General features: G+C 54.1%; 30 protein-coding genes. 8 read left to right on the top strand and 22 right to left on the bottom strand.

What is annotated here, in order from left to right:
• Window positions 1-3: 3 nt before the first annotated feature.
• From ACFQDM_RS01410 to ACFQDM_RS01400, 3 genes are all read right to left on the bottom strand, one after another.
• Complete coding sequence (locus ACFQDM_RS01410) at window positions 4-333, bottom strand: hypothetical protein (RefSeq protein WP_377374493.1); 330 nt, start codon at window positions 331-333, stop codon at window positions 4-6.
• A 106-nt stretch (window positions 334-439) separates the two neighbouring features.
• Entirely contained in the window at window positions 440-685 is a 246-nt protein-coding gene (locus ACFQDM_RS01405; RefSeq protein WP_377374490.1) for a hypothetical protein, read from the bottom strand.
• Window positions 686-795: 110 nt separating this feature from the next.
• Window positions 796-1,218, bottom strand: coding sequence for a hypothetical protein (locus ACFQDM_RS01400; protein ID WP_377374487.1), 423 nt, complete (start codon window positions 1,216-1,218; stop codon window positions 796-798).
• Between the two features lie 272 nt (window positions 1,219-1,490).
• Here ACFQDM_RS01400 and ACFQDM_RS01395 point away from each other — a divergent pair, with 272 nt between their 5' ends.
• Window positions 1,491-1,952, top strand: a complete 462-nt coding sequence (locus ACFQDM_RS01395; RefSeq protein ID WP_377374484.1) for an OmpA family protein — start codon at window positions 1,491-1,493, stop codon at window positions 1,950-1,952.
• 12 nt (window positions 1,953-1,964) lie between these two features.
• On the opposite strand, the gene ACFQDM_RS01390 is transcribed toward ACFQDM_RS01395, so the two are convergent.
• Entirely contained in the window at window positions 1,965-2,447 is a 483-nt protein-coding gene (locus ACFQDM_RS01390; RefSeq protein WP_377374481.1) for a DUF2721 domain-containing protein, read from the bottom strand.
• A gap of 171 nt (window positions 2,448-2,618) precedes the next feature.
• Between ACFQDM_RS01390 and ACFQDM_RS01385 the strand changes: the two genes are divergently transcribed.
• Together ACFQDM_RS01385 and ACFQDM_RS01380 are read left to right on the top strand one after the other, a co-directional pair.
• Complete coding sequence (locus tag ACFQDM_RS01385; RefSeq protein WP_377374479.1) at window positions 2,619-3,035, top strand: organic hydroperoxide resistance protein; 417 nt, start codon at window positions 2,619-2,621, stop codon at window positions 3,033-3,035.
• Window positions 3,032-3,502: a MarR family winged helix-turn-helix transcriptional regulator gene (locus ACFQDM_RS01380; protein WP_377374476.1), complete on the top strand. Its 471-nt coding sequence runs from the start codon at window positions 3,032-3,034 to the stop codon at window positions 3,500-3,502. The genes ACFQDM_RS01385 and ACFQDM_RS01380 overlap by 4 nt, the downstream gene beginning before the upstream one ends.
• Here ACFQDM_RS01380 and ACFQDM_RS01375 read toward each other — a convergent pair.
• Window positions 3,499-4,122 carry a 2OG-Fe(II) oxygenase gene (locus ACFQDM_RS01375; RefSeq protein ID WP_377374474.1) on the bottom strand — a complete coding sequence of 208 codons (624 nt, stop codon included), beginning with the start codon at window positions 4,120-4,122 and terminating at the stop codon, window positions 3,499-3,501. The genes ACFQDM_RS01380 and ACFQDM_RS01375 overlap by 4 nt on opposite strands.
• Before the next feature lie 409 nt (window positions 4,123-4,531).
• Here ACFQDM_RS01375 and ACFQDM_RS01370 point away from each other — a divergent pair, with 409 nt between their 5' ends.
• Both ACFQDM_RS01370 and ACFQDM_RS01365 read left to right on the top strand, forming a co-directional pair.
• Window positions 4,532-4,849 carry a hypothetical protein gene (locus tag ACFQDM_RS01370; protein WP_377374471.1) on the top strand — a complete coding sequence of 106 codons (318 nt, stop codon included), beginning with the start codon at window positions 4,532-4,534 and terminating at the stop codon, window positions 4,847-4,849.
• 9 nt (window positions 4,850-4,858) lie between these two features.
• The gene (locus ACFQDM_RS01365; RefSeq protein ID WP_377374469.1) at window positions 4,859-5,407 is read left to right on the top strand and encodes a pseudouridine synthase; all 549 of its coding nucleotides are present in this window, start codon (window positions 4,859-4,861) and stop codon (window positions 5,405-5,407) included.
• A 9-nt stretch (window positions 5,408-5,416) separates the two neighbouring features.
• Here ACFQDM_RS01365 and ACFQDM_RS01360 read toward each other — a convergent pair whose 3' ends face one another.
• The 7 genes from ACFQDM_RS01360 to ACFQDM_RS01330 all read right to left on the bottom strand — a co-directional run bounded on the left by ACFQDM_RS01360 (window position 5,417) and on the right by ACFQDM_RS01330 (window position 13,266).
• The gene (locus tag ACFQDM_RS01360; RefSeq protein ID WP_377374466.1) at window positions 5,417-8,107 is read right to left on the bottom strand and encodes a hypothetical protein; all 2,691 of its coding nucleotides are present in this window, start codon (window positions 8,105-8,107) and stop codon (window positions 5,417-5,419) included.
• A gap of 178 nt (window positions 8,108-8,285) precedes the next feature.
• Entirely contained in the window at window positions 8,286-8,780 is a 495-nt protein-coding gene (locus ACFQDM_RS01355; protein ID WP_377374463.1) for a hypothetical protein, read from the bottom strand.
• 386 nt (window positions 8,781-9,166) lie between these two features.
• Complete coding sequence (locus tag ACFQDM_RS01350; RefSeq protein ID WP_377374461.1) at window positions 9,167-9,697, bottom strand: GNAT family N-acetyltransferase; 531 nt, start codon at window positions 9,695-9,697, stop codon at window positions 9,167-9,169.
• Complete coding sequence (locus tag ACFQDM_RS01345; protein WP_377374458.1) at window positions 9,697-10,773, bottom strand: N-acetylneuraminate synthase family protein; 1,077 nt, start codon at window positions 10,771-10,773, stop codon at window positions 9,697-9,699. The genes ACFQDM_RS01350 and ACFQDM_RS01345 overlap by 1 nt, the downstream gene beginning before the upstream one ends.
• Window positions 10,731-11,615 carry an SDR family oxidoreductase gene (locus ACFQDM_RS01340; RefSeq protein ID WP_377374455.1) on the bottom strand — a complete coding sequence of 295 codons (885 nt, stop codon included), beginning with the start codon at window positions 11,613-11,615 and terminating at the stop codon, window positions 10,731-10,733. Before ACFQDM_RS01340 ends, ACFQDM_RS01345 begins: the two co-directional genes overlap by 43 nt.
• Window positions 11,615-12,400, bottom strand: coding sequence for a cytidylyltransferase domain-containing protein (locus tag ACFQDM_RS01335; RefSeq protein WP_377374452.1), 786 nt, complete (start codon window positions 12,398-12,400; stop codon window positions 11,615-11,617). The genes ACFQDM_RS01340 and ACFQDM_RS01335 overlap by 1 nt, the downstream gene beginning before the upstream one ends.
• Window positions 12,397-13,266, bottom strand: a complete 870-nt coding sequence (locus ACFQDM_RS01330; RefSeq protein ID WP_377374449.1) for a glycosyltransferase — start codon at window positions 13,264-13,266, stop codon at window positions 12,397-12,399. Before ACFQDM_RS01330 ends, ACFQDM_RS01335 begins: the two co-directional genes overlap by 4 nt.
• A gap of 102 nt (window positions 13,267-13,368) precedes the next feature.
• Here ACFQDM_RS01330 and pseB point away from each other — a divergent pair, with 102 nt between their 5' ends.
• Window positions 13,369-14,487: a UDP-N-acetylglucosamine 4,6-dehydratase (inverting) gene (gene pseB / locus ACFQDM_RS01325; RefSeq protein ID WP_377374447.1), complete on the top strand. Its 1,119-nt coding sequence runs from the start codon at window positions 13,369-13,371 to the stop codon at window positions 14,485-14,487.
• A 44-nt stretch (window positions 14,488-14,531) separates the two neighbouring features.
• Here the strand turns inward: pseB and ACFQDM_RS01320 are convergent, their stop codons facing one another.
• A complete protein-coding gene (locus ACFQDM_RS01320; RefSeq protein WP_377374445.1) occupies window positions 14,532-15,179 on the bottom strand; it encodes a MarC family protein in 648 nt (215 codons plus the stop codon).
• A gap of 230 nt (window positions 15,180-15,409) precedes the next feature.
• On the opposite strand from ACFQDM_RS01320, the gene ACFQDM_RS01315 reads away from it, so the two are divergent.
• Window positions 15,410-17,158 (top strand): cation:proton antiporter domain-containing protein, encoded by a 1,749-nt coding sequence (locus ACFQDM_RS01315; RefSeq protein ID WP_377374442.1) that lies wholly within the window; start codon window positions 15,410-15,412, stop codon window positions 17,156-17,158.
• 104 nt (window positions 17,159-17,262) lie between these two features.
• Here the strand turns inward: ACFQDM_RS01315 and ACFQDM_RS01310 are convergent, their stop codons facing one another.
• The 9 genes from ACFQDM_RS01310 to flbT all read right to left on the bottom strand — a co-directional run bounded on the left by ACFQDM_RS01310 (window position 17,263) and on the right by flbT (window position 24,901).
• On the bottom strand, window positions 17,263-18,096 hold the full coding sequence (locus tag ACFQDM_RS01310; RefSeq protein WP_377374439.1) for a flagellin N-terminal helical domain-containing protein: 834 nt from the start codon (window positions 18,094-18,096) through the stop codon (window positions 17,263-17,265).
• Window positions 18,097-18,210: 114 nt separating this feature from the next.
• The gene (locus ACFQDM_RS01305; RefSeq protein WP_377374436.1) at window positions 18,211-18,564 is read right to left on the bottom strand and encodes a flagellar protein FlaG; all 354 of its coding nucleotides are present in this window, start codon (window positions 18,562-18,564) and stop codon (window positions 18,211-18,213) included.
• 67 nt (window positions 18,565-18,631) lie between these two features.
• Window positions 18,632-19,456 carry a flagellin gene (locus ACFQDM_RS01300; protein ID WP_377374433.1) on the bottom strand — a complete coding sequence of 275 codons (825 nt, stop codon included), beginning with the start codon at window positions 19,454-19,456 and terminating at the stop codon, window positions 18,632-18,634.
• A 355-nt stretch (window positions 19,457-19,811) separates the two neighbouring features.
• Window positions 19,812-20,636, bottom strand: coding sequence for a flagellin (locus tag ACFQDM_RS01295; RefSeq protein ID WP_377374573.1), 825 nt, complete (start codon window positions 20,634-20,636; stop codon window positions 19,812-19,814).
• 432 nt (window positions 20,637-21,068) lie between these two features.
• Window positions 21,069-21,893: a flagellin gene (locus ACFQDM_RS01290; RefSeq protein WP_377374572.1), complete on the bottom strand. Its 825-nt coding sequence runs from the start codon at window positions 21,891-21,893 to the stop codon at window positions 21,069-21,071.
• Between the two features lie 367 nt (window positions 21,894-22,260).
• The gene (locus ACFQDM_RS01285; RefSeq protein ID WP_377374430.1) at window positions 22,261-23,091 is read right to left on the bottom strand and encodes a flagellin; all 831 of its coding nucleotides are present in this window, start codon (window positions 23,089-23,091) and stop codon (window positions 22,261-22,263) included.
• Between the two features lie 230 nt (window positions 23,092-23,321).
• A complete protein-coding gene (locus tag ACFQDM_RS01280; protein WP_377374427.1) occupies window positions 23,322-24,080 on the bottom strand; it encodes an alpha/beta hydrolase in 759 nt (252 codons plus the stop codon).
• Window positions 24,081-24,162: 82 nt separating this feature from the next.
• Window positions 24,163-24,516 (bottom strand): flagellar biosynthesis regulator FlaF, encoded by a 354-nt coding sequence (gene flaF / locus ACFQDM_RS01275; RefSeq protein ID WP_377374425.1) that lies wholly within the window; start codon window positions 24,514-24,516, stop codon window positions 24,163-24,165.
• The gene (gene flbT / locus ACFQDM_RS01270; RefSeq protein ID WP_377374422.1) at window positions 24,464-24,901 is read right to left on the bottom strand and encodes a flagellar biosynthesis repressor FlbT; all 438 of its coding nucleotides are present in this window, start codon (window positions 24,899-24,901) and stop codon (window positions 24,464-24,466) included. Before flbT ends, flaF begins: the two co-directional genes overlap by 53 nt.
• A 140-nt stretch (window positions 24,902-25,041) precedes the next feature.
• On the opposite strand from flbT, the gene ACFQDM_RS01265 reads away from it, so the two are divergent.
• On the top strand, window positions 25,042-26,859 hold the full coding sequence (locus tag ACFQDM_RS01265) for a tetratricopeptide repeat protein (RefSeq protein ID WP_377374420.1): 1,818 nt from the start codon (window positions 25,042-25,044) through the stop codon (window positions 26,857-26,859).
• Window positions 26,860-26,914: the final 55 nt, after the last annotated feature.

Raw genomic sequence — 26,914 nt, 5'->3', positions numbered from 1 at the left:
ACCTCAGGCGGCGACCCCGGTCTGACGTGCTTCACAGACAGGGGTGAGCCCGTCGCGCAGATCAGCAATACTCGTCTTGCGATCCAGAATGCGTTGATTTTGTGCGAAGAACACGGCCCGCGCACCATAGCGCTGTGCGTCACGGAAAGCCCAGATAGGCTGAATATTGTCCGGGCGACCATCCAGTTCAACAATGCGGATCACCCGCCAGCCAAAGGCACCAGACGCAGCGAAGATAGCGATGCCTTCGCGATTGGCCCAGTTTTCATCTACGCCGATGCGTTCGAAAGAATATGAGCGACCAGACTGTCCGTTGAAATTTACCAAGCGCATGTTCTTACTCCGTTCCCATGCCCTTTTGTATTCTTCGTTTGTTCTCATTGCAAGATAAAATGAGAACAAAACAAGATCATTATTTGCCTGAACGTTAAGTCTAAATTTACATTTTTCTGAAAACTGCGCGCGCTTTCAGAGCTGGACTTGAACCGAGCATCAGTGTGCCCTGAAGAAAGCAAACACGATAAGAAGACTTCAGAATTCGGACATCAACACTTTGGTCGCCGCCCACATCTTCATTCAATGGCTCCAGATCAACTGTTACCAGTTTGCTCTCTGGCACGACTTCGTGTGCGGCGGCTTCAAGCGCCTGCATCAGTATTTCGGTCTGGGCAATAAAGCGTTCCATATCCTGCTGATACGGTAAGCCGCAATAGGCAGCAAGCGATGAGTTTCACACAAAAAAAGAGAGCTGCTCATTGAGCAGCTCTTCAAGGCCTTGCGTGTGAACTTTTAAAATCAGGCGACAGCATCTGCAGTATCAACCTCGGTACGCGGCTCGCTGAGGAGGTCGCCAAGGTGAGCGAAGCCTTTGAGACCGAAACGCGCCTCGCAATAATTCGAAATCGAAGGAAACAGCCCAGCAATCTGGTTGTGACCCAGGCCCGCCTTCTGAAGGTTACGGATCATGGAGGTCGCAACAGACATCCGCCCGCCAGGTGTCTGCTCAATCAAACGAGCGATCACGCCTGTTGCAGCACCAAGTTCTTCGCCTGCTTTCGCTGACAGTTCACCTGCCTCCGGCATGATTTTGAAAAGGCGTAGGGAGAATGCCGATCCCTGGCGCTCTGATGCATTCAGTACAATCCCGAGCGCTGTTTCAGCCTGTTGCCGCGACATGTCACTGTCGCTCGCGATATGTGCAATGAGGTCTTTCAGCATAGAACAGGCTCCGTTCTGGTGTTTCCCCTATAACCTCACGGAGTGCTTTCCGGATGGTTAAGCAAACCCTGCACCGCACCCCGAAAATTGGAAAAAGATGTTAACATCGGGCCGGATTCCACACGCCCTCATCTACATTACCACTCAGTTTCCCGCTCCAGCAGCACCAAACTGATGAGCCAATCGCGTCCTCACGCGTTAAGAATTGACGCACAGAAGAAAGCAGCGGACCATGATTTCAGGGCTGAGACGGTAATCCCAAGGGGCTGACAATGACGTTCGATAAAACTCTGATCGGAATTTTTCTGGGCGGCGCAGCGCTGGCTGCCTGCTCAACATCACCGCCTGCAGCGCCTCCGCCGCTCGCGCCGCAAGCTGAAGATATGGTCGCCGGCCCGCCCTGCCATGAAGAAAACTTTCAGGTTTACTTTGCATCTGGCCAGACAACCCTCGACGAGACCGCACGTAAAGTGATCGGCAAGATTGTCGAAAGCGAAGCGACCTGTGAACTATCTGCCATCGAAATTGAAGGCCATTCAGATGCCAGCGGCGCGTCCGACGTCAATCTCGCGGTATCACGCAAACGCGCACAGGCCGTTCAGAAAGCACTTCAGGACGCAGACCTGCGCGTCAAAGTGATTGAGATCATTGCGATGGGCGAAACAGATGCGCTGACAAGTGATGGCCTTGCGACCCCGATGAATCGCATGGTGGAAGTTCGCTTTCGCAAATAAAAGTCCCGGGCGCTAACCCGCTTCTTCCTGAACGATACGACGGCGCGCGAGCAACTCATGGCGGACTCGCAGCACGCGCGTTGCAATCGAGACCTCGATCAGGAAGCTGATGAGCCCAATGCTTAGCGATGCCATGGCACCTGCAAACAGGACCACAACGATCAAAGCCGCAGCGGGCAGCCCCAGCAAATCCAACAGAAAGATCAGGATCACCAAAAGGCATATCAGTACGGCAGAAATGGTGGAGAACAGAACCGCGCGATTTCCAAAGCGCATGCGCTTGTCGAGCACATTGAGTTCCATCACATGGCGCTCTTCCAGCACGGCATCCTCACCTGCTTCAACGGCCTGCTCCAGTATTCTTGCGCGATCAATGATGCGGCCCAGCCGGGTGGTCACAACGTTCAAAAGGGATCCAGTACCGACCAGCAGGAAAATCGGCGCGATGGCCAGCTGAATAGATACCGTGATGTCGCCCAGTGACAGACCGATCATGCCCTCATCCCCAACTGCTTCATTATGACTGACGCTTCAGCCTCACCATAGAGGAGGAATCGGCGAAGCAAATGTTTGTTTTCGCCACAAAGCGATTTCGCACTTGCGTTTTTTTTATTGTGCACAATATTATTGCTCACATTACGATTATCTCACACATGGAGCTTTGACATGAAAATTTACGAAACTTCTGCGCGCGCGACTGGCGGACGCAACGGGACCTCCGAAACACTCGACGGCGCCTTCAAAACCGACCTGTCGATCCCGAAAGCGATGGGCGGCTCTGGCAATGGTGTGAACCCTGAACAATTGTTCGCTGCCGGTTACGCAGCCTGCTTTGACAGCGCGCTCAATCATGTTGCTCAAGGCAAGAAAATTCCCCTGGAGGGATCAGCGATCACCGTTGGCGTCTCACTGAATGCCAACAAATCCGGTGGCTTTGACCTTGGCGTGACAATTGAAGCTGAGTTGGAAGGCCTTGATCAGGATGCGGCCGAAAAGTTGGTTGCAGATGCGCATGCGGTTTGCCCATACTCAAATGCCATCAAAGGCAATATTGAAGTGAAACCGGTCGTAAGGGTGAAATGACGCAACAGAAAGACTCAGACCCGCAAGACCTGACGATCGAGAACACGCTACAACTGGATCGTCAGCTCTGCTTTGCCCTTTATACAGCCGCAAACCGTATGACTCGGCTGTATCGCCCTTTCCTGGATAAGCTCGGCATTACCTATTCTCAGTATCTCACACTGCTTGTCCTGTGGGAGAATGACGATTTGCAGGTCGGCGAGATCGGCTCCGCACTCGGGCTCGATTCGGGAACGCTGACACCGCTTCTGAAGCGCCTTGAGACCGCAGGCATCGTGATGCGCCGCCGCGATCCACAGGATGAGCGACGTGTTCGCGTATCACTGACTGATCAGGGAAAGGCTTTGCGCAGCGATATCGAAGACATACCGGTTCAGGTCGCCTGCCAGCTCGCACTGCCTCTGGAAGAGCTGATGCAGCTTCATACGCTCGTGCGTAAATTCAATGCGAGCTTTAAAGAGTCCTAGGTTTTCGTCCGATACCAACCCGTACAGGAAATCCGTGCACGCGGCGCAAAATTCGCGACCTGCGTCACATGATGCAAGATCGGCACTTCGAAAATCGACAGCGTGTTGAATTTCGGCACGAAGCTCTCCAGCACATCGCCCTGTTCGGTCAGAAACTGAAGCTGACCACCCCAGACCGCCGACCAATCCCGCGTCATGCCGAGAACGTAAGCGAACTTTCGGTTCTTCCCAGCCACCGCATCATCATGTGGCGTCAGCATGTGACCCGGCCCGTACTTGGTTCCCTGCATGTCGCAAAAGTCGATATCGAGCCCCGTTATGGTACGCAGAGCCGCGATAACCTCGCCTGAATTCATCAACTCGTATGCCGCCTTCAGAACATCATCATTCAAACGTCCGGACTGCACCGCATCCGCGATCGGGATGTTCTCATAAACGTACTGGAATTCAGAGGCCGCCCGCCCCTGTGCCTGCTTGATCGCAGCCTGCATGCGCGACAATCCGATTTTCGCAAATTCCGACTTTGGAAGATCAATATGACGCTCTCTGTCGTTCAGGACCAGATTCCACTCACGTTTCTCCAGCGCGGCCTTTAGGGCCTCAGCCGATTCCCTGGTCAAAAAATCCGAAATCTGGAGGCGGCGCTTTTCAGAAAATTTCGCCTGAAGTTCCGTCACAGGCAATTCCGGATTTAATGCGAGCAAAGGCATAGTCGAACCGTTGAGGTAATCACAAAAGAGGTCACAACCCGAAAAGGTCAGCGAAGCTATACGAGGTCCCGCCTCGGCTCACAACAGCTTGCAATTCGACAGCCCGTGCCCACAAATATCAGGAAAATGACACATGTCATGAATCTGAAACAAATCCGTCATTCGACTGAATCAAATCAGGCGTAATGCCGCGCTACTTTGTTTCCCACGTTGGTTCCCCAGACCAACCTCCATGTAGCGACCTCAGTTTCGGCTGAGGTCGTTTTGCACTTTATTAGGAAAATAGGCGTTCTGATCGGGCAAGGAAGGATTGCACGACATGCCGGTTCAACTCGTCTATCGCAAAGCGCATACACGCAGACTCCAGTCTGGTGATGTGGTGCACGTCGCAGCCAGCTGGATCCTTCGGGAACTCGGTGATCGCACGCAATACAAATCGCGGCACGAGCACAACTGTCCGGCTTGCGGCGCAAAAGTGAGATCGGTCAAAATGCCAAATGGTGGCTGGGTCCACTACGAAGTTGCAGGTGGCCTGCATTCGGTGAAGCACCCGTGCTTTTATCTCGGCGACGGCATTGGGCGCCAGAGGGACAGTGAGACACTCGACCTCTTTGACGATCTCGTCACCGACCATTAAAAGCCGCTGATGACGCGCACCCTCCTGTTCAACAAACCATTCAATGTGCTCTCACAGTTCACAGATTCCGGCACCAGCGGGTCTGACCGGGAAACTCTGTCCAATTACATTGATGTTCCAGGCGTCTATCCAGCTGGTCGACTGGATCGCGACAGTGAAGGCCTGATGGTCCTGACGAGCGATGGTCGCCTTCAGAACCGGATCGCCAGCCCAAAATTCAAGACGGAAAAGACCTATCTCGCGCAGATTGAAGGTGACATCACGGATGAGGCGCTGGACGCGCTTCAGACCGGCATAGATCTCAAGGATGGCCGGACCAGGCCCGCCAAGGCCAGACGCATCGCCGAACCCAATTGGCTTTGGCCACGCGATCCGCCGGTTAGATATCGCAAATCCGTTCCGGATGGCTGGATCGAACTACGCATTACCGAAGGAAAGAACCGGCAGGTAAGACGCATGACAGCCGCTGTTGGTTTCCCAACGCTTCGGCTGATCCGCTATGCGATTGGTGACTGGTCTTTGGACGGCCTGCCTTCAGGCCGTTGGCGCGACCTTTAGGGCCGCCTCTTAGGCAAACAGGCTCGTAGCTCCGCCACCACCGCCTGCAGACAGACGCTGCAGACCAGCTTGCAGATTGGAAATCTGCGCTGTCAGATAGGCCGGAACAGCGCCACTCGTATTGCCGTTCGAATTATTGTTCTGAAGCGATGTCAAAGTCGGATCATCAATTGCCCAACGATAGGCCGTGCGCAGTGCACGCAGCGCGGTGTCGAGCATATCAACCGTATCCTGAATGCTCTCCTGCGTTTCCAAAGACACTTTGTTGGTCAGCCCCATCGTCACGATCTCAGGACCGTCATTCTGTTCGTCATCGCCTGTCCGAACTGGTTTTTCCATGACGAACCCTTCGGTCAGACCGAGCGCGGCAAGCGCGTCATTGCCCTCAGAACCGGAAATCAGTTCGATCTTGGAGCCCTCTGCTGGCGTGATTTTCAGGCTCTGACCATCAGAACCACGACGGACGGCTGCGGTCCCGTCCAGAACCAGTGCAGCATTGATCTTGAAGGTCAGGGAACGCAGGTTATCACCTTGTTCAATCGTGACTTTTTTCTCTGACCCGCCATCGACCGCGACATAGAAATGGTCACCAGCACGAAGGGCAAGCCGGTCTGTCAGCGAAGCTGTATCAGAGACGACCATTTCGCCATCCGGCAAGCCAAAGGCATCCAGCGTGGATGAGTAATTCGTATTGAGGACAACATCAGATGCCGTCGCCGCTCCGCCGCGTCCGGTTATGCTGTGTGTCCAGTCCTGCGCGCCTGTCGTCTGCGCCAGCGACGTCATGTAAGCGGACTGATCTTTGTCGGATGAGCCGGTACCGAAAACAGCCTCACCTGTTCCAACGGCGATCACTTCATCCCCGCTCAGCGCAATGCCTTCAACAGATTGATAGCCTTCACCGCCAAGGCGCTGAATCCAGTTCAGATTCGCGGAATTGCCTGTCAGGTTCAGCTTGGCCACAAAGCCATCGCGGTCACTTTGCGAGGTTGCTGTAAAGCCGGTGGCATTTTCGCCTGCCGCGCGTGTGACGCCGCCCATGAAAACAGAGCCATCCGCAGCGATTTTAACGTCATTGATCTGACCGCCATAAAGATTGCCGAGCGAAACAGACCAGTCGTTTGGCGTATCCACGTCGCTTTCAAAGCGGCGGACCACACCTTCACCATCTTCGGTGCCTGCGACAATGATGGAGCCATCATCGGCAACCGCAACAGAGGTAACGCTGTCATTGCCGCTTGTCCCAAACTGGCGGATCCAGACCTGATTGCCCTGCGCATCCAGCTTTTCGACAAAGGAATCTGAACCACCGGCCAGCGCATCATTCGTCATGGATGATGCGGTTGTACCGCCAACAAAGATCGAACCATCAGACGCGAACGCAATTGACGTACCCCGGTCATCATATGAAGCAGCCCGCTGACGCGTCCACTGCTCAATGCCGTCTGCATCGTAGAGCGTGACAAACGTATCTTCCTGACCACCAACTGAGCCTGATGTCAGCTTGTCTGTCGTGACGCCGGTGATTGCGATCTGACCAGTCGATGACACGGCAATGTCCAGACCCTCGGCATTTTCTGCTGCGCCCAGGCTGCGGGACCAGACCATTTTTCCCTGGCTATCATAGCGCGCCAGAAAAGCGTCCTGCTCGCCCTTAGTCTCACCGTTTCCAACGACGCCCGTTGTCGTGCCGACGACGACATAACCGCCATCCGGATGCACAGCCGTTGCCGTAAACTCTGTGTCGTTTTCATCTTCGCCCAGCCTGGAGGCTGTCGCGCGCTCAACCGTGTCGGTGTCGATGCCCGTCCAGACGGAAAATTGACCACCGCTATTGCCTGCACCGCCGGACTGACCAACCATGACAGCTGCTGTCTGCGTATCCGTTGACGAGAACGACAATTGTTCGGTGGAAACACCTTCGATCTTGAAGCCGAACTGATTGCCTTCAATCACGCCATCTTCGTTTTCGGTGCCAACCTTTACACGCTCAAACCGTGTTCGAATTCCGGCTTCTTCGAGCTTACCGTTGATGAAGTCTGCAACATTATCGAGGTTTCGAACCGTCCCGCCCATTTCGGCGAGATCGATATTGACGGTTTGTGTGGAGTTGATCTTGTCGACCTGAATGCTGAATGTCTTGCTACCCTGAAAAGCAGCAACTTCCGCGTCATAGTCGCCTTCGTGCAGCACTTTCGTATTGTACTCATACGTTGAGCGCGCAATCGCGACTTCACTCTGAGCGACGGAAACGCGCTCACCCGTGATCAGGATCGATTTCTTGATGTCGACGCTGTCTAGAAATCCGGACACATCATTGATCGCCTCAAGGATGCGTTTCTGAGCACGCCCCTCCTGCCCAACCGGGAGATCACCTTCCAACGCGGCGTCTGCGATGACTTTGGCTTGCGCCAGGGCTTCATATGCGAGCAGAATTTTTGTAACATCGCTGCTATCCCCGCGCGCTTCGCGCGCAGCACTGTCCGAGATGAAAGCACCCGCCCCCATCGCAGAGATAAGCGCTTTCTTGGCATCGACTTCCTGGCGCCATGGCAGTTCGCTATCTGCGACAGCGTTTGAGTTCGGAGTGGCAGACGCAGCCTGGCTCGCAGCTGAGGTCTGAGACGCCAGCCGATAATTGATCTTCGCATTATAGTATCCCGACAAAGCCGAGAAATCGAAGGGAACCAGATCCACCATAGGAGTGCCACCAAACATCCCAGACCAGCCTACTGCTGGCAGGGTTTGGCTCTGATTATCCACAATTCAGATAACGGAGTTCTTAACGAAGCACGTCAAAATACGCGAAGTGACACGAAATTTCCGGGGCAAACCCGTTAATGGGACGGCGCTCAAAAGCCCACCCGTAAGAACATGCTCACGCTGTTCCAACCACCTGCAAGCTGTTCAGAGAGACCGACGGCTCCTCGTGAGTCACCTGCTGCCCAGGCGCATTTATAGGATAACCAATCACACGAAACAGGCCGCCAACACGTTCACAGATATAGCTCACACGTTGATCGGCGTCTCCGGCCATTAGCCAGGAAAGGTGCGCATCTCTCAGATCGACATCCCCATCCTGGGCGGCGCAGATCGCAGCCAGCAATGACGCCTCATCGTGGGTGACATGCATACAGCCAGGTTTCGCCAGCTTGATACGGCGTCCCCCGACACGGCCCAGCAAAGCACTCAAATCAGAAATGTCGTTTAGTACGTCGTTACTGAGCGCATCAAACAAAACATTGTAGCCTCGCTTCAGGCACCCACATTGATGGCGCCCAAACGCGAACGCCCGAAATCCCCAGAGGAAATACCCCGCGCCATGACCAAGTTCCGACAAGGTAACATCCCGGTGAAAAGCTGAATCTGGCATAATGGACCCCAAAAAGGAGGCCGCAACGGGGCCGGTTCCGAAGGAGGTGCTTCCAGAACCGGACATGGCTCGTGACTGCTAGGACCCGTTGCGGCCAGTTGGATTTCAAGCGTGTTGAACGGGAGGACACGTCTTGGGGAGGAGCGATGCGCCGGGGCCGACAAACTGCCAAACCATTTGCAAATCCAAACCGCGCCACGTGACTGCACAACGCCGTCTGAACTTCGGAATAACGCAACCGACAGACAGAAGAGCCGAGTTGCCGACATCCCGATACATCGCCCCTACAGGCCGTGTCCCTTTCAACGAGACTAGCTTATTCATAACTGAGAATGATTATCAATAGCAAAACTATGAAAAATCTTTAAGCCTTGATAATACGAGCTTTATGTTTCGAAGTCGCGGGCTAGGAGTCCATAAAACAGGCTATCGACCCACCCACCCTCGGTGAAGTGAGTCTCGCGATGGACGCCCTCTCTGGCAAAACCAAGCTCATAGAAAAGACGCTGCTTGGCATCGTCTATGGAATAAATTTCTGCCCACACCTTATGCAGGTGCAATTCCTCAAACCCATACTTCAGCAACACACGCCCGGCATCCGGGGCCAACTCATCATCAATGTAGAGATCGTCCGCACCGATATAGATCGAAAAGTCAGCATTCCGGTTGATGAAATCGATATAGCAAAGACCCGCGGCACCGATGAGCTGCTCAGTTCCGCGTTCCACGATCGCAAACATGCGCGTCGCAGGGTCGCCCAAGACCTTGCTTTCATACCAGGCGCGTTGGTTCGCCATAGACAGTTCGCGATACTCCCGGAAATAGCGACGCATGGCGGGATCGTTGCGCCAGACAAGCAATTGCTCGAGGTCATCCTCTTCAATGGCACGCAGGCCCGTATATTCACCCAACAGCATCAGCCAACATGCTCCCACATCAGGGCGTCACCCTTTTTCAGGGCTGCCCGAACTGGCCGACCGATCACAAGTTCAAGCTCGAACGGCTCCACAGATCCTTCCGGCCTTGGACGCAGGGCTTCCAGGCAATCTTCGCTGAGAATGTCTCCTTCAGACACCGGCTTTGCGAGACGCATACAGCGACGCTGCACCACAGAGCTGTCGATCTCATTCGCCTCAATCCGTTTCACTCCGTCACCAAGCGCGAGTTGGAGCTCTCGCGTGCGATCGACCATATCCCGCCAGCTTTGCGGATTCATGGAGAACGGGTGATCAGGACCGTCGCGGTCATTGTCATCGGTAAAGTGCTTTTCGACAGCACATGCGCCCAGTGTCACAGCGCCGAGCACAGCTGAATGGCCGGGCGTATGATCTGACAATCCCAGAGGCATACCCGGGTATTTCAGCGCGAAACTCCTCAGAACATTGAGGTTCACATTTGCGAAATTCTCGAGACTGCCTGTGTAGTTGGTATTGCACTGCATCAGGCAAAGCTCACGCGTCTTGCCAAGTGCCGCCTCAACCGAGCGCTCGACATCATCCATATCTGCTGCGCCGGTCGCCAGAAAAACGGGCTTCCCACGATCGCATACAGCCTCAATGAATTGCGACCAGCCGATATCGCCCGAGCCAATCTTGAAGGCTTTCAGAAACGGGTCCACCAACTCAATCGCCGCCATGTCATATGGCGTGGTCATGAAGTCGATTTCAGCCTTTTTGCACTCCGCAACGAGTTCATTCGTCCAGTCACGCGGTGTCTGGTACTTTTCAAAGATATCATAGACCGATTGTTTCCAGTCAGATTGGTGCGCCATCTGACCACCAAGCGCCTGAAAACCTTCATCCGACACGATGTCACGGGCCAGAAAATGCTGAAACTTGGCGCTGTCCGCGCCCGCTTCCTTGGCCAGCCAGATCAACTCTTTCGCACGGGACAATTCACCGTCGTGTGAGGAGGCAATGTCCGCAATGAAGTAAGTCGGTTCGTTGAGGCCTATACGGCGATTGCCGATTTTAAATTCGTGAGCGTAACGCATCTGGCATCCTCCGCGATAAGCGCGCGTACTGTGTCTTTGAGATCTGGCAAGTGACGACCGAGCGCCTGTTCAGCGCGACTGACATCAAGTCCGCAGGAAAGTGCGCGCTCCGGCGCCATGCCTGCCGCTGATTTGGTAACTGCCCAGTCAAGTGTAATACCGAGCTCGCTCGCCATGGCGTGAACGAATTGCGCCTTCGAAGACACTTCCCGGGACGCAAGATTCATCAATCCGGTCTGCTTGCTGAGCATCAGATCAACGATCGCCTGCGCGCAGGCACCGACATGCATGGTCGAAGTGAAGTAGTCGTTGAAAAGAGAGATCGGATTTTCATTCAACAGGCCATCCAGAGCCCATTTTCCGAACCCTTTCTCTGCGCCGCAAATATTTGTGCGCAGAACGAGGCTCAAAGGCGATTTCAGAGCCATCGTTTCTGCACCAAATTTCGATGCCGCATACACGTTCTTCAGCTTCACGGTCGCTTGTTCGTCATGCTGTACCGGCAGAGACCCTTCGAAGTAATTATCGGTCGAAATCTGGATGAAGCGATTATCGGTCTGCAGACTCCAGGCTGCAAGCACACCAACCGGAGCGCCATTCACCTTGTATGCCATTTCAGGATCAGCTTCGCATTCCGCCAGATTGATATTGGCGGCGCAGTTGATCACCGTCTGACAGTCGACCCGACAGAGCAGTCGAAACAGAGCCATTCGGTTGGAAATATCCACCGCGAGATCTGTTCCTGAGCGGGCCGCCCCGAGTGCCCGAATACCTCGAGCCTTCAGCTCTTTCATAACCGCACGGCCAAGAAGACCAGTTGCACCAAGAACCAGAACCGTCATCAGGCCGCTCCTCGCAGAGAGACCATCTCGCTCGTCAGGTCGGCCCGCAAAGTCGCCGCGAGCCGCGCCGGATCGTGACGCATCTCATTGATCGCAGGGATATCAGGCCTGCGAAGACACATTGAGAGATATTCGCTGGCGCTGGCCATCGGTGCGCAATCTCCTAACGCAGCGTAAAGCGCGCGAAACATTTCGACGTCTTCCGGATAGTCGAGCGTCCACCGTAAGGTTTCGATACCACCTCCCGGCCCCTGAATTGTCGACCGTTTCAAGGATGGATGGCTGCGGATCCATGGCGTGACATGTTCGCGTTCATATGGATCGGTTGCCAGTTCTTCTGCTGCAAAGAGTGCATCTGCATCGAAGACCTCACAATCCAGCCCATGCGGAAAGCCTGGTGGCATGTTGTTGCAGCCATAATCCGCTCCGCTCGTCTGCCAGTAACGAATGGTCTCTCCGCAGATCTCCGGATCAATCAAAGGACAATCGGATGTGACCCGCATGATTGCATCGGCCTGGACTTCCCGAGCCGCCTTTGCGTATCGCGCCAGGACGTCCGTCTCGGAACCACGCACAACCGCGTATCCCCAGCTTGCGGCAGCGTTAGCCACTGGATCATCATGCGCGTTGTCGGGTACGGCGCATACGACGAGGTCGGCCCCCGGAATGCGATCACATCGGTCCAGACAGCGTTTTAGAAACGGCGCTCCACCGAGATCCATCATCACTTTACCAGGGCAGCGCGATGACCCCATCCGAGCTTGTACAACCACAGCAAGGGTCATGTGACATCTCCTGTTTCAGTCTTGGGCGATGGCGATGAAAACAGATTTGAGATCGTTTTCCTGATGACGATCCCAAGCCGGATGCCACCACACACCCAGAAATAAATCGCAGCGCGAGGTTTGCCCATCGCGACCGCCTTGATCGGTCTCCAGATCGGATAACGAACGAACAGATGAAACAGCATGGAATGAGCGCGGTCCGGATGCGTTCGAATGAATTCTGCATCGCGGCGGCCATACCAGCGAAACTTTCCGACATATTCCGAAAAATCAGAGTGATGCTCTTGCGGGACAACTGTACGTCCGACGCCAAACGTGTAGAGTCCAGTGTCGACGATCCGCTTGAACAGGTCCGCATCGTCGGACTGGTCTTTGTTGACCTCATCAAAGCGAACAGCCTGTAGCACTTCACGGCGATACAGCGTCGGTGCGACACCAATCATTTGGCTGCGCGGCCCTGGCTTATGCTGAAAGACGACCATGGCGTCATGCTCTGCGCGGTTCCAGAAGCCGTTGTTTTCTATACCGACACCTGCCTGAACCACGTCGAGCCCAAACTCTTCCATGTCCCGGCGCAAGCCGTTGATTGCATCTGGCGTCGGCCGATGGTCCGCATCGATATAGGCGACCAGGTCACAAGTTGCGTGATCGGCACCCAATTGACGGTCAGGCGCAAGCCCTTTGCCGCCGGACCGGATAACGCGTGCTCCCAGACGTTCAGCAATAGCAACAGTGTCGTCCGTTGAACCACCATCGACCACAATCAGCTCGTCTGGCTGACACGCCTGAATGGCCCGGATCGACTTTTCAATCCGATCAGCTTCATTGCGTGCGCACAGCACAACAGAAACAGGCGTGTTCTTCATAGCTCTCAAATTAACGTTAGGGACGCTAAGGATTGGTAAAGCAAAAGCGGGATATGTTTAACGGGATCGAAGAATTTGAGCCAAAACGAGAGGGTTCAGACCATGAGTTTCGCGCAAGAGTCAGAAGATTTCCTGTCTGGAATCACTCGCGATTTTGAAAGTCCGTTTCCGGATCTGAATGGCAAATCCATTCTGATCACTGGTGGTACCGGCTCGTTTGGCAAAAAACTGGTCAAGATCATTTCAGAAAACTGGACGCCGCGTCGCCTGGTCGTTTTCTCTCGTGATGAGCTGAAACAATATGAAATGGCTCAGGAGTTTCCGACGCAGAAGCATGACTTTCTGCGCTATTTTATTGGCGATGTTCGCGATCAAGCCCGCCTTGAAATGGCGATGCGCGATATCGACTACGTTATTCATGCCGCTGCTCTCAAGCATGTGCCTATCGCTGAATACAATCCGATGGAATGCGTAAAGACAAACATTATGGGTGCAGAGAACGTGGTTAATGCGTGCATCCGTTCTGGCGTCAAACGCGTCATTGCCCTGTCCACCGACAAGGCGGCAAGCCCGATCAACCTTTATGGCGCGACCAAGCTTGCATCCGACAAGATTTTTTGCGCCGCGAACAATTTGTCCGGTCGCGACGGCTGTCGCTTTTCGGTGGTGCGCTATGGCAATGTTGTTGGCTCACGCGGCTCTGTCGTGCCGTTCTTCAAGAAGCTTATTGCTGAGGGCGCAGACCATCTGCCGATCACAGACGAGCGTATGACCCGCTTCTGGATCACACTCGATCAGGGCGTGAACTTCGTTCTTTCCAGCCTGGAACTGATGAAGGGCGGCGAGATCTTTGTCCCCAAGATCCCATCGACGACTGTCGTCGATCTGGCAAAATCCATTGCCCCTTCCCTGCCGCACAAGATCATTGGCATCCGCCCGGGTGAGAAGCTGCACGAGACCATGGTTGCCGAGGATGACGGTCGCTCAACGATCGAGATCAGGGACCGCTACGCCATTCTGCCGGCTCTCGACCAGAAGCTTCTGAATACTTGGCTCGACCTTGGCGCAAGCACAGTCGAAGAAGGCTTCTACTACGCATCGAACCGCAATCCGGAACGTCTCGATGCTCGCGGCCTGATGGGAATGCTCAAGCTCGCCTACCCGGACCTTGCACCAGCAACAACTGACAAGCCGGGCGATGCGGCACGAAAATCCGCGTAACCGATTGAGTAGATAAAACAGGCTAAGCCATCACCTGCGCTGGCTTAGCCGAGATTGAACGCGCCTTTAATGCCGTCAATCAGCAGCTGGATCGACAATGCGGCGAGGATAACGCCCAGAATACGCGTCAGCGCACCGGCGACACTGTCACCCATGAAACGGATTAGCGGCCCTGCAATCAAGAACACGATCAACACAATCACCATGTTGATGCCGAGCGCCGAAAGCACCACAATCTGCTCCATCACATCGCCTTCGGCATTACCCATATAGAGCATGGCCGTCGCGATGGTGCCCGGTCCCGCCAACATTGGAATACCGAGTGGGAAAACCGAAATATCGTCTTCCGGAACATGGTGATCTGACATGTGTTCTTCAGCACGGTTTTCGCGGCGCTCTGTCCGTTTCTCGAAAACCATATCGAGCGCGATCAGAAAGAGCAGCGCCCCGCCTGCCGCACGAAAGGCATCAATCGAGATGTGCATCTGATCCAGAAGCCATGCGCCACCGAAAGCAAAGGCGAACACGATAATCGTCGCCACGATGACGGATTTGATCGCCATGCGCCGCGCATATTTCGCCCCGCCTGGTGCCGTCATGGACGCAAACACCGGAGCAACGCCCAGACAGTCGATCAGGACGAAGAACGTAACAAACGTTGCGGAAAACAGATTTAGAAGCTCAGTGGACATGGCGCTCGCTCTGACGTGTTATCGATCAAAAAGCAACCCGGAAATCGCGATCACAAGCTGAATATCACAACTCTGTCTTAATCCTCAGAGCTTGTCGCAAGCAGTTCCCGCAAATGGTGGCTATTTTCCAGCATCAGCTTCCAACTTTCTGACAAAACTTTACCCTTAAACGCTGACAGACTTGTTCATTTCCCGCTAGGTTTCGAACAAGGGAACAGGGCGAATTTCAAATGGCAACACATGGCGAAGACATTCTGATCAAAGACACATTGGTGTTTCTGTTCGCGGCCGGCGTCGCCGTACCCGTCTTTCGCTTCCTCAAATTGCCCGCCGTCGTCGGCTTTATGGTCTCGGGTATCATTCTCGGCCCCTATGCGCTCGGCGCACTGACAGAACGTTGGCCCGTCCTCGAATTTATTTCCATATCCGAACCGGAGGGAGCGGCGCCGTTTGCGGAATTAGGCGTGTTGTTCCTACTCTTCCTGTTAGGGCTGGAGTTTTCGTTTGAAAAACTGTGGGGACTGCGGCGAACCGTCTTCGGAATCGGCGGATTACAGGCCGCACTCAGCGCCGTTGCGATCTCACTGGTGGTCGGCGCGCTGGGTGTCGACATCAAGATTGCAATGGTCGTAGGCCTTGCCCTCGCTCTTTCATCAACTGCGATCGTGATGCAGCTCCTTGTCGAGAACCGTGAAGCCGCAAAGCCCGTTGGTCGAACCTCATTTGGCGTCCTTCTGTTTCAGGATGTGCTGGTCGCCCCCATTCTGATCTTTGTCGGCCTCGTTAATCTGAACGCCGATGAGAAGATCTCGACCGTCCTTCTCGAAGCCTCTGTTCAGGGCCTGATCGCCATCGCGATCATCTTTCTGATTGGCAAATTCGTGCTGCGTCGGCTGTTTCAGATGGTTGCCTCATCAGGCGGGCGCGATTTTCTGATGGCACTCACGCTGCTGACCGTGGTGGGCGCAGCGGCTATCACGGCAACAGCCGGCCTATCATTGGCGCTCGGCGCTTTCCTTGCCGGCATTCTACTGGGCGAGACAGAGTTCAAACACCAGACCGAAGTGGATCTCGAACCATTTAAAGGCATTCTGCTCGGCCTGTTCTTCATGACGGTCGGCATGGGACTCGATATTCCGGGCATTCTTGGCAATCCGGGACTGATCATAGCGGGCCTGCTCGGCCTTTTGGCCCTGAAGCTGATTGCCGCCTTCCTGGCCGTTTATATTTTTGAGCGTGATGCGCGCCTGTCCATAGAGACCGCCTTCTTTCTGGCGCCGGCTGGGGAATTCGCTTTTGTGGTTCTGGCGACCGCGACCGCGTCCGGACTGATGCCATCGGATATCGGGGCGCCCCTGGCCGCCGTTGCAGGCCTGTCCATGCTAGGAATTCCTCCCCTTTCAAGACTCGGAAAATGGCTGGCCGGACTGAACCGAAAGACTGAAGAAGAGGTGACCGACAATTCGGACTTCTCTGATGAGCGCGGCCACGTGATCGTGGCGGGTTTCGGACGTGTCGGACAGGTCATCGCCCGTGTACTGACCCACGAAGAAGCCGAAATCGTTGCCATTGAGCGCAGCCCAAAACTGGCTGCTGCGGCCCGGGATTCTGGCTGGAAAGCCTATATCGGTGATGCCTCACGACCTGAAATGCTGCATTCGGTAGGAATAGATGGCGCTGCCCTTTTCATCGCGACAATTGACGACGCGCGCGGCGTTGAAGCAATGACTCGCGCAGTACGCGCCATGCGCCCGGACATTCCGATCATTGCGCGGGCGCATGATCATGAACACGCAGTCCTTCTGAAAAAAGCGGGCGCAAATCACGTCGTGCCGGAAGTCGTTGAAGCAGGCCTGCAAATGGCAGGCGAAGCCCTGCACCAGTACGGCTATGACAGCGAGACCGTGCGCAGTAAGATTGCGATGGACCGCGACGAGGAATATCAGCGCGACGCACGGGAAAACACAGAAGCGGCCTAGAGCCGGTCTCCAGATACAAAAAGGACCCGGAGGAATGCGCCTCCGGGCCTTCAAGTAAGCGACTAGGGAAGACCAGATCCTTAATCGCCGAACTGGTTTTTCTTCTACCCCTGGAACAGGGACAGAATGGTTTGCGGGTTCTGGTTCGCAATGGACAGCGCCTGAACGCCCAGCTGCTGTTTGACCTGAAGCGCTTGTAATCGTGCACTTTCTTTAGACAAATCAGCGTCCACAAGGAAGCCAATACCGGCATCAAGACTGTCGGTCAGCTTGCTGACGAAGTTCAGGTGCGCATCAATCTGATTGGCACTGGAGCCCAGACGAGACAGCGCTGCGTTAACATTGTTCAGGCTGGCATTGACCGCTGTTACGGCTGCAGATGCCAGCGCAACAGTGCCAAGACTATCGGTTGTCCCGAACGTCAGAATAGCGCCTGAAAATGAGAAATCCTCGGAAGACACGGACAGTGTTTCGACTGCCTGCGCATCCGCAAGGAAGGCAATACCGTTCGTGAGTGAGTTGTCGAGAAGGTTAGCACCATCGAACTCAGCCGTTCTGATGATCTTGCCAATCTGGTCAATCAGCGCCTTGAAGTCGTTGTTATACGCTTCACGCGCGATGGAATCGATGGACGGGTCCTTGGCAGAAACCGCCTTTTCACGCATTTCAATCAGCAGGTCCGAGATTGCCTCGCCTGCCGCGATTGCGACATCTGTAATGGAGTTGGCACGATCAAGGCTCGCACTGACCGAGGTCAGCGCCGCCACATCGCCACGCATGTTCTGCGCGACTGCGTAAACCGCAGAGTTATCTCTGGATCCAGCTACCTTATAACCGCTGGACACGCGATTCTGAGCCGTTTCGAGCTCCGAATTGGTGCCTGCCAGCGTCTGCAACGCACTCATGGCGGCAGAATTGGTGTGAATACTCGAGACCATTTTCTCTCTCCTGGCAGGAATCAATTAACTTTCCTGCTTCGGATAGAAGTTTTGGGCCCTTAACGTTAATGATTAGTTGGCGTGTTCAAAAAAATCCGAACTTTTCTGCCGCAGTCAGACATTACGGTCGATCAGAAGTCCATACGCCTCACCCATCAACTTAGCCATTTCGAGAAATTCTTCCTCAGGCCATTGCTCGAGCACTTCCCCGTTATTCGGGTCTATAATTTTCTGGATAAACCGCCCCGTTTCCTCGTCCTGTTCAATGACGAGTTTCCCCTTGGTCGAGATATTCTCAACTGCGAGCGCCGTTTCCAGCGCCTTTCGCCTTTGCCCGGAAACATCGGGCGACTCAAAATCTGCATCCGACCATTTCGGCTGCGTTTGCGTATTCGGATTTGAAAGCTCTCTGACACCCTCAACGGATAGCGGTGCTGCAATCCTACTAAGATCAAGATCTCCGGCCATTGCCTGAACCTTTCCTTATGCGGCAAGCGACGGAGCACCCTCAAAGAGTGCTCCGTCCAGATTGCCACTAGCGGAAGAAGGACAATGCGATTCCGGCTGAAGAGTTTGCGATAGAAAGCGCCTGCACACCGAGCTGTTGCTTGGTTTGAAGTGCTTGCAATTTCGCAGATTCCTTGGCCAGGTCAGCATCGACCAAATTACCAATACCTGCCTCTGTCACGTCACTCAGTTTCGTCACAAAATCGGAGTGCACTGAGAGCGCTTTTGAACCTGTGCCCAGACGCGCAAGGGCCTGGTTGAGGTTTTCAAGCGAAGTTTCAATCGTTGAAACGGCTGCAGACGCGACACCCGCAGAACTGAGGGAAGCCGTAGCCGCAAGCGTAACGATCGAACCACCAAGAGAGAGGTTTTCATCAACTGTGGTGATCACGGAAGTACCATCAGCATCTGCGAGCGCATTGATGCCGTTGGTTGACCCGTTGATCAGGTTCACACCGTTGAATTCAGCATTGGAAACGATGGTGGTGATCTGATCACGCAGTGCTTTGAAGTCTTCATTGAAGGCCGAGCGCTGCGTAGCGGTCAGAGACTCATCAGACGCAGACAGTGCTTTCTCTTTCATGTCGATGAGCAGGTCACTGATGGCTTCGCCAGCAGCAACAGCGACATCAACTGTCGAGCTTGCACGATCGAGAGACTCTTTCACCACGCCAAAACCGGCGACGTCAGAACGCATGCCCTGAGCAATAGCGTAGATCGCGCCATTGTCTTTCGCAGACGAAACTTTCAGCCCGGTGTTAATGCGGGATTGAACTGTCTCAAGGTCTTTGTTTGTTGAGTTCAGTTGTTGCAGGGCAACCATTGCCCCATAGTTTGTGTTCACGCTTGCCATTTTGGCTTTCCTTTCTGGTCTTTGAGGTTCCATCTCGGGAACTCTCTGAGCATTTTGCTCTCCGGGATTCTTCCCGTGACCTCACATCGCAAAAGGAGTGCCACCGGCATGGTTAAGGTTGAAAACGCCCCAACTGCGCGCCTACGGCATTGTATTGGTTAACAAAAACATGAGTAGCGTTAACGGCCATTTACGCTTCGGAACTGAATTGCCGATCGGCACATTTTGCCAGGTAATTTTTGCCGCCGGACGATTTTCAATGGTCGGCACAAAATAAAAAGCCGGGCCAATTGGCCCGGCAGTGAAAGGGTATAACCCTGATTTTTTGAATTTTTTATGTAGTACTGGTCTTCCCTTAGCGGAAGAAGGACAGCGCCAGGCTGCTTGATTGGTTGGCGATAGAAAGCGCCTGAACACCAAGCTGTTGCTTCGTTTGAAGCGCCTGAAGTTTCGCAGATTCCTTAGCCAGGTCCGCATCGACCAGGTTACCAATACCAGCTTCCGTTACATCGCTCAGTTTGGTGACAAACTCAGAGTGAACTGAGAGCGCCTTGGAACCTGTACCGAGGCGAGCGAGAGCCTGGCTGAGGTTGTCGATAGACGTTTCGATCGTGCCAACAGCGCCAGAAGCCAGCGTAGCTGTGCCGATTGTCGCTGTTGCAGCAAGCGTAACAATGCCACCGCCGAGCGACAGGTTCTCGTCAGCTGTCGTGATGACAGACGTGCCGTCTGCATCCGCCAGAGCGTTGATACCAGCTGTCGTGTTGTTGATCAGGTTGACGCCATTGAACTCGGCATTTGAAACAACCGTTGTGATCTGGTCGCGAAGGGCTTTGAAGTCCTCGTTGAACGCAGCGCGCTGAGTTGTTGTCAGAGACTCGTCAGAAGCAGAAAGAGCTTTCTCTTTCATGTCGACCAGCAGGTCACTGATGGCTTCGCCAGCAGCAATCGCAACGTCAACAGTCGAGCTTGCACGGTCCAGAGATTCCTGAACAACACCGAAGCCAGCAACGTCTGCGCGCATGCCTTGAGCAATAGCGTAGATCGCGCCGTTATCTTTAGCAGAAGAAACCTTCATGCCTGTGTTGATGCGGGATTGAACAGTCTCGAGGTCTGAATTGGTCGAGTTCAGTTGTTGCAGAGCAACCATTGCTCCGTAATTGGTATTCACGCTCGCCATTTTAGCGATCTCCATTTTCTTATTTATTCACCGAACCTTTTGCTCGGCTGGACTTTTTGTCCGAAAAGGGCATCGCAAATGCCGGACCAAACTGAAGATTAATGGAAAATCGCGTCTCGCCCGGTTTATCGGGTAAAAGCCTTAACGTGATCAGGAAGACTACTTAAACTTTTTCCGATCTCCGGCAGGTTTTGCCGGGTCGGCAAAAAGGGACCGGCAAAAATTTCCTTGCTGATTTTTCCGTAAACGTTTTCGATATAATTTTTTTCAAATTTATTTCTAACTTACTGAAAAATTTGACTATTTTTATGCGCCCCTGAGGGTTGTCTTTGCGAAATTTTAAAACAAAAAAAAACGGGCCAATTGGCCCGGTAGTGTTTCGAAGGGCTGCCACCCTTTCTATTGTCTGGTGCGCGAAGCGCGCCGTCCTTCTTACTGGAAGAAGGAGAGCGAAATGCTGCTCGCCTGGTTGGCGATAGAGAGTGCCTGAACACCCAGCTGCTGCTTCGTCTGAAGCGCTTGCAGTTTGGCCGATTCCTTGGCCAGATCCGCGTCGACGAGATTGCCGATACCGGCTTCTGTCACATCGCTGAGCTTGGCAACAAAGGTCGAGTGCACTTCGAGAGATTTGGACGCCGTACCGAGGCGTGCGAGCGCCTGGTTGATGTTGTCGAGTGACGTTTCAATGGTCGTGACAGCAGCAGATGCAACGCTTGAAGAGTTGAGGGAAGCCGTTGCCGCAAGAGTCACGATGGCTCCACCAAGAGACAGGTTCTCATCGAGAACCGTGATCACGGATGTGCCGTCTGCATCAGCAAATGCTTCCATAGACGCCGTGGAGTTGTTGATGAGGTTTACACCGTTGAATTCAGCGTTGGAAACGATGGTTGCGATCTGATCACGCAGCGCCTTGAAGTCTTCGTTAAAGGCAGCACGTTGCGCGGTGGTAAGAGACTCGTCAGATGCAGAAAGTGCTTTCTCTTTCATCTCGATCAGAAGGTCGCTGATGGATTCGCCTGCAGCGATCGCGACATCAACGGTCGACTTCGTACGGTCCAGAGAGTCAGAGACAACACCATAGCCAACCACGTCAGCGCGCATGCCCTGAGCGATTGCGTAAATAGCGCCGTTGTCTTTTGCGGAAGAAACCTTGAGGCCTGTATTGATACGGCTCTGAGTCGTTTCAAGGTCACGATTGGTTGCGTTCAGCTGCTGCAGGGCAACCATAGCACCATAATTGGTATTCACACTCGCCATTTTAGCGATCTCCATTCTGGTTATGTCTTGCGAGCATTTTGCTCACACAGGCCTTTTGCCTCGCAGACAAGGACTGCAAGGGTTGGGCCAAACGCGATTAGTTAATGGAAAAAGCGTGGAAGTACGGGATTGCTGCGCCAAAAGTTTACGCGCTTAGATGCAATTTTCCCGTTCCGGCGGAAGTGCCGGGCAATACTTACCTACCCCGGCAAAACCTGCCTGCCGGGTCAAGAAAAAACCGCCGGGGGATAACCCACCGGCGGCTGCCTGTTGCTTCTGTTTTCGCATAAATATGCGGGCTCCAATCAGGTTGCGAGCAAGTGGAGGCCGGGTATGAAAACCCGACCTCCGTCTGCTCCCGGATGGTCTACTGGAACAGCTGAGTGATGATTTGCGGCGCCTGGTTCGCAATGGACAGCGCCTGAACGCCAAGCTGCTGCTTTGTCTGCAGAGCCTGGAGTTTCGCACTCTCCCGAGCCATGTCCGCGTCGACAAGATTGCCGACCCCGGCCTCGAGCGTATCACGCAGACTGGTCACAAACGTTGTGTGCACCTCAAGCGACTTGGACGCAGTGCCAAGACGCGCGAGCGCCTGGTTCAGGTTGTTGATCGATGTCTCGATCGTGGAAACCATCCCCGAAGCGTTTGTTGCCGTATCCAGTGATGCGGTGGCGCCGATTGTGACGATGCCACCACCCAGAGACAGGTTTTCATCCAGCACTGTGATGCTATTTGAACCATTCGCATCAGCAAACGCGGAAATCTCGTTGGTTGAACCGTTGATCAGGTTGACGCCATTAAACTCGGCATTGCCGACAATGGTGGAAATCTGATCACGGAGCGCCTTGAAGTCCTCGCTGAACGCAGCTCGTTGCGACGCCGTCAGAGTTTCGTCCGATGCAGCCAGTGCTTTCTCTTTCATATCGATCAAAAGATCGGAGATAGCAGCGCCAGCAGCAAGCGCGACGTCTGTCGTTGACGAGACGCGATCCAGGCTATCCAGAACGACACCAAAACCCTTCAGGTCCGCGCGCATGCCCTGAGCAATGGCGTAAACGGCGCCATTGTCTTTCGCAGACGCGACCTTCAGGCCGGTATTGATGCGCTCTTGAGTGCTGGAAAGAGCCATGTTCGTGCTGTTCAGTTGTTGCAGGGCGACCATCGCCCCATAATTGGTGTTTACAGAAAGGGCAGCCATTTTGATTTCCTTCCATTCTGGATAGGCTTTGTGCCAGCCATTTTAGCTGGATGGACATTTTGTCCTGCCGAAGAAACCGCAATCCGCGTGCCGCATTGGTGAATCAGATGTAAACGCCTAGTGCGCTATTTTTATTGAAATTTATTTCATCCCTACACACGCTTTTTCTGGCTGGGAAAAGCATGCCGGGAACAAGGAGACCGAAGGCGGCAGGACTTGCCGCATGTTGCTCAGTGCGTGGCGAGCCAGTCGGCAATATCGTCAACGACCTGAACGGTGCCCGGCTCATCAACGATCCAGTGCGCATGGTCTGCATATTCGATGAAATCGGTTGGCACAGGCGCACCGGCATACTTGTCAGTCATCTTGCGAACAGACTTCGCCGGCGTTGCGCGGTCCTTGCCGGCGGCGATGGTCAGTGTCGGCACCGTAAATGTCGCTTCATCAACCTCCACGCCATCTGCGATGTCGCGGTAAACCTGGCCAGAGTCATATCGCGCAAGTGCATAGAGCTCATCATGACGGGATTTGTCGACACAGTTCAGAACGCCATAGCGAAAGCCGAATTTCCAGATCTTGTGCCCCTTCTTCACGTCACCGGAGAGGACAACATTGGCGAAGGTAATCAGGATAGACAGGCCCGGCGCACTACACCCCTTGGGCTGGGCCGGCGTCAGAAAGACAGCTTTGCTGACCTTGCCCGCTTCCACGAGTTTCTGTGCGATCAGGCCACCCATCGAATGACCGATGACCGCAGGTTTCTCGCCGGTCGCCTGAAAGATACGGTCACAGCGGCGCGCCATGTCATCGACATAGTCCTGGAAGCTGAGCTGAGCGATGCTCTCCGGCGGCGTCTCGATCGTTCGCAAATCCGGAAAAAGTGTTGGCGCTTCGCAGGTCCAACCTGCCGCCGCAAAGCCCGGCCGCATCACGTCCCAGACTTCGCCACCACAGCCAATGCCGTGGATCATCAGAAGCGTACCACTCATATCAAATTCCCCCATATCGTTATGAGGGGACGTTAGAATGAAGCTGCTATTTCAAAAAGAAAAAACTGGCTGACGGGCGAGATCAGGATTCGCCCGACAGACCCTGCATGATCAGACGATTGATGTCGATCAGATCCTGGATGTCTTCACCTTCACGCATGATTGCAGAGGTGTGCTTGCCGACAAAGATCGACAGAGAAATGATGCTCGCACGCAATTGTGCTGGCAGACTGTTGTCCGGGTTTGCGCAATCCATTGCGAAAGCGGACCAGACGCGACGATTCCAATCCAAAGCATCAATCTTTGCGCGGATCTCGGTTTTGTCTGCTTTCTGTGCGTCTACGAGCGCGGCTGTCACCTGCGAAAACAGCCGATATTCTATATCACGCGGATTCTCTGTCCGCCTCGCCGTCTGCTGATAAGCCTTGATTGACATGCTCGAAGCACTCCTCTTCATAGGCCATTATAGTTCTACAGCGGCTCAACGCTTTATAGTATTGGCCCGCCATCACATCCTTCGAACAAGCTATACACTCTTTAAGTATAACGGGGTTCTTAATAACGGACATAAATTCCGTCATTCTCATCACAAATTCCTCATAAGGTTGCGAAATATCTGAAGGATCCAGATACATCATCATTACGGGAAAATAGATGCGCCGTGCAGGAGAGGTAACCTCGTCCGGTTGCATGATGTCTTTTTCACGCAGAACCGATGCTTTGTTCTGCAACAAAAGCACGCCCCGGCGATCGCCATTCTGAATGACTGCACCATTTACAACGAATTTTTCGCCTGGCTTCAGGGACAATTTGAGCGGCATGGTTTCCTCCAGCCAAGTTTGGGTGTCAATTACTCCATACGTCATTCAGGTTAATGCTTGATTGCATTCAGGGCAGATCGGTTAGCCGTTTCTTAAAACCATCATGGCAATTGCTTAGGAGAACAATTGCGGAGAGCCCCATGACGAACGCCGTGCAGCGCAGCTCTATCGAACAAGCCCTGTCATTCAGCGGCAACGCCATTCCCCTGCCCGTCGACTCAGCCGGTGACGCAGGCAAGAGTAAAGCCCTACAGACCGTTCTGCGTTTCAAATCGAGCAAAGCAGACGGCAAGCTTCGCAAAGCCATTCCCGTTCTCAAACGCGCTGTCCGCAAGATCAGCGAACAGTCTTATCGTGAGGCGGCGATCCTTGGCCTCGAAGCGCTTGCCATCGATGAGAACATTGCGCTCGCCAACCACGTCACAGCCATCGCGCTCGATAAACTGGGTGTCGCTAGCCTGGCGCTGGAGATGTATGAGCGCGCCCATCGCCTCGATCCGACAGAACCTGAGATTTATCAGAACCTCGGTCTTCTGGCCTGGCGCATGGAACTTTATGATGTGGCCGAGCAATTCTTCCGCATTTTCTGCCGCATGTCCCCGGAAATGGTGGAAGGCCCGAACAATCTGGCCTGCGTTCTGAGGGACAAAGGCCAGTTTGACGACGCAATCGAAGTCCTTCGCACCTCGATTTATACCAATCAGGGCTCGTCCTTGCTTTGGAACTCGCTCGGCACCGTCATGATGGAGCAGACGGATTTCGATAAAGCCGTCCTGTTCTACAATCAGGCGCTCGATATCGACCCTGGCCTTGCGCGCGCCTATCACAATATTGGCTATTGCCGCGCCACACAGGGCCAGCACCATGAAGCGCTACAGCAATTCGATCGAGCGCTCGAGATGGGCGTTCTGCCAGACAATGAAGAAGCCGAGTGCAAACACGCGCAGGCGATTTCCCTGATCGGTACCGGCCAGCTGGATCGCGCCTGGGACGCTTATGAGTGCCGCAACAATCCGCGATACTCCAAGGCGACATCTTTCTCGATCCCGTGCCAGCAATGGGATGGTGAAGACCTTGAGGGCAAATCCTTCTTGCTCGTAGGCGAACAGGGTCTGGGCGATGAAGTTCTGTTCCTGAACGCGGCACATGACCTGACGGAGCGGCTCGGCCCTGATGGACAATTGACCATTGCGGTTGCGCCCCGCCTCGTTCAGCTGATGGAACGATCTTTCCCGAAAGCGAAGATCGTCAAGCATGCCACGATCCGAAGCAACGGCATTCCGGTTCGGGGTTGCCCAACCATCACCAACTGGAAATCCTTTGACTTCTGGGCGCCCATGGCAAGTGTGCTACGCGCACTTAGGACCTCAATCGACGCCTTCCCGAAAGAAGGTGGCTTCCTGACGCCTGACCCAAAGCGTGTGGATCACTGGCGACGCGAACTTGCCGCGCTTGGCCCGGGCCTTAAAGTCGGCTTCCTCTGGAAGTCGATGCTGATGACCGCGAAACGTTCCAAATACTATTCTCCCTTCGAACAGTGGAAAGCACCGCTGCGAACCGAAGGTACGGTCTGGATCAACCTGCAATATGGCGAATGTCAGGAAGATATTGAGCGTGCCGAAAAAGAGTTCGGCGTTAAAATCCACCAGCTTGAAGGCATCGACCTGAAAAACGATCTTGATGATCTGGCTGCGCTTTGCTGCGCAATGGATCTGGTGGTTGGTCCCATGAACGCAACGACCAATATTTCGGCCGCCTCCGGTGCACGTACCGCGATCATCGGTTCACCCAACGCCTGGCCATTCCTTGGAACCGGACAATTGCCCTGGTATCCAACAGCAATCGTCTTCTCACCGGACACAATTTCCAACTGGAAATCAGCGCTGGAACCGTTCACAGGCTATGTAGCGGATCTGGCGTCTGAACAGGCATCTAAGTCTGACACGAACGCGGCCTGAAGCTCGCCTTTAGCGAAAAACTTTTGACGCCCGCTCGCCTTTCCGAGCGGGCGTA

The organism is Ponticaulis profundi, assembly GCF_042659465.1.
GTDB lineage: Bacteria > Pseudomonadota > Alphaproteobacteria > Caulobacterales > Hyphomonadaceae > Ponticaulis > Ponticaulis profundi.
This window is presented reverse-complemented; position numbering and strand designations above follow the sequence as displayed.

Coding starts and splice junctions, on each gene's coding strand:
- ACFQDM_RS01410 (WP_377374493.1), bottom strand. CDS start 333: ATGCGCTTGGTAAATTTCAACGGACAGTCTGGTCGCTCATATTCTTTC.
- ACFQDM_RS01405 (WP_377374490.1), bottom strand. CDS start 685: ATGGAACGCTTTATTGCCCAGACCGAAATACTGATGCAGGCGCTTGAA.
- ACFQDM_RS01400 (WP_377374487.1), bottom strand. CDS start 1,218: ATGCTGAAAGACCTCATTGCACATATCGCGAGCGACAGTGACATGTCG.
- ACFQDM_RS01395 (WP_377374484.1), top strand. CDS start 1,491: ATGACGTTCGATAAAACTCTGATCGGAATTTTTCTGGGCGGCGCAGCG.
- ACFQDM_RS01390 (WP_377374481.1), bottom strand. CDS start 2,447: ATGATCGGTCTGTCACTGGGCGACATCACGGTATCTATTCAGCTGGCC.
- ACFQDM_RS01385 (WP_377374479.1), top strand. CDS start 2,619: ATGAAAATTTACGAAACTTCTGCGCGCGCGACTGGCGGACGCAACGGG.
- ACFQDM_RS01380 (WP_377374476.1), top strand. CDS start 3,032: ATGACGCAACAGAAAGACTCAGACCCGCAAGACCTGACGATCGAGAAC.
- ACFQDM_RS01370 (WP_377374471.1), top strand. CDS start 4,532: ATGCCGGTTCAACTCGTCTATCGCAAAGCGCATACACGCAGACTCCAG.
- ACFQDM_RS01365 (WP_377374469.1), top strand. CDS start 4,859: ATGACGCGCACCCTCCTGTTCAACAAACCATTCAATGTGCTCTCACAG.
- ACFQDM_RS01360 (WP_377374466.1), bottom strand. CDS start 8,107: ATGGTGGATCTGGTTCCCTTCGATTTCTCGGCTTTGTCGGGATACTAT.
- ACFQDM_RS01355 (WP_377374463.1), bottom strand. CDS start 8,780: ATGCCAGATTCAGCTTTTCACCGGGATGTTACCTTGTCGGAACTTGGT.
- ACFQDM_RS01350 (WP_377374461.1), bottom strand. CDS start 9,697: ATGCTGTTGGGTGAATATACGGGCCTGCGTGCCATTGAAGAGGATGAC.
- ACFQDM_RS01345 (WP_377374458.1), bottom strand. CDS start 10,773: ATGCGTTACGCTCACGAATTTAAAATCGGCAATCGCCGTATAGGCCTC.
- ACFQDM_RS01340 (WP_377374455.1), bottom strand. CDS start 11,615: ATGACGGTTCTGGTTCTTGGTGCAACTGGTCTTCTTGGCCGTGCGGTT.
- ACFQDM_RS01335 (WP_377374452.1), bottom strand. CDS start 12,400: ATGACCCTTGCTGTGGTTGTACAAGCTCGGATGGGGTCATCGCGCTGC.
- ACFQDM_RS01330 (WP_377374449.1), bottom strand. CDS start 13,266: ATGAAGAACACGCCTGTTTCTGTTGTGCTGTGCGCACGCAATGAAGCT.
- pseB (WP_377374447.1), top strand. CDS start 13,369: ATGAGTTTCGCGCAAGAGTCAGAAGATTTCCTGTCTGGAATCACTCGC.
- ACFQDM_RS01320 (WP_377374445.1), bottom strand. CDS start 15,179: ATGTCCACTGAGCTTCTAAATCTGTTTTCCGCAACGTTTGTTACGTTC.
- ACFQDM_RS01315 (WP_377374442.1), top strand. CDS start 15,410: ATGGCAACACATGGCGAAGACATTCTGATCAAAGACACATTGGTGTTT.
- ACFQDM_RS01310 (WP_377374439.1), bottom strand. CDS start 18,096: ATGGTCTCGAGTATTCACACCAATTCTGCCGCCATGAGTGCGTTGCAG.
- ACFQDM_RS01305 (WP_377374436.1), bottom strand. CDS start 18,564: ATGGCCGGAGATCTTGATCTTAGTAGGATTGCAGCACCGCTATCCGTT.
- ACFQDM_RS01300 (WP_377374433.1), bottom strand. CDS start 19,456: ATGGCAAGCGTGAACACAAACTATGGGGCAATGGTTGCCCTGCAACAA.
- ACFQDM_RS01295 (WP_377374573.1), bottom strand. CDS start 20,636: ATGGCGAGCGTGAATACCAATTACGGAGCAATGGTTGCTCTGCAACAA.
- ACFQDM_RS01290 (WP_377374572.1), bottom strand. CDS start 21,893: ATGGCGAGTGTGAATACCAATTATGGTGCTATGGTTGCCCTGCAGCAG.
- ACFQDM_RS01285 (WP_377374430.1), bottom strand. CDS start 23,091: ATGGCTGCCCTTTCTGTAAACACCAATTATGGGGCGATGGTCGCCCTG.
- ACFQDM_RS01280 (WP_377374427.1), bottom strand. CDS start 24,080: ATGAGTGGTACGCTTCTGATGATCCACGGCATTGGCTGTGGTGGCGAA.
- flaF (WP_377374425.1), bottom strand. CDS start 24,516: ATGTCAATCAAGGCTTATCAGCAGACGGCGAGGCGGACAGAGAATCCG.
- flbT (WP_377374422.1), bottom strand. CDS start 24,901: ATGCCGCTCAAATTGTCCCTGAAGCCAGGCGAAAAATTCGTTGTAAAT.
- ACFQDM_RS01265 (WP_377374420.1), top strand. CDS start 25,042: ATGACGAACGCCGTGCAGCGCAGCTCTATCGAACAAGCCCTGTCATTC.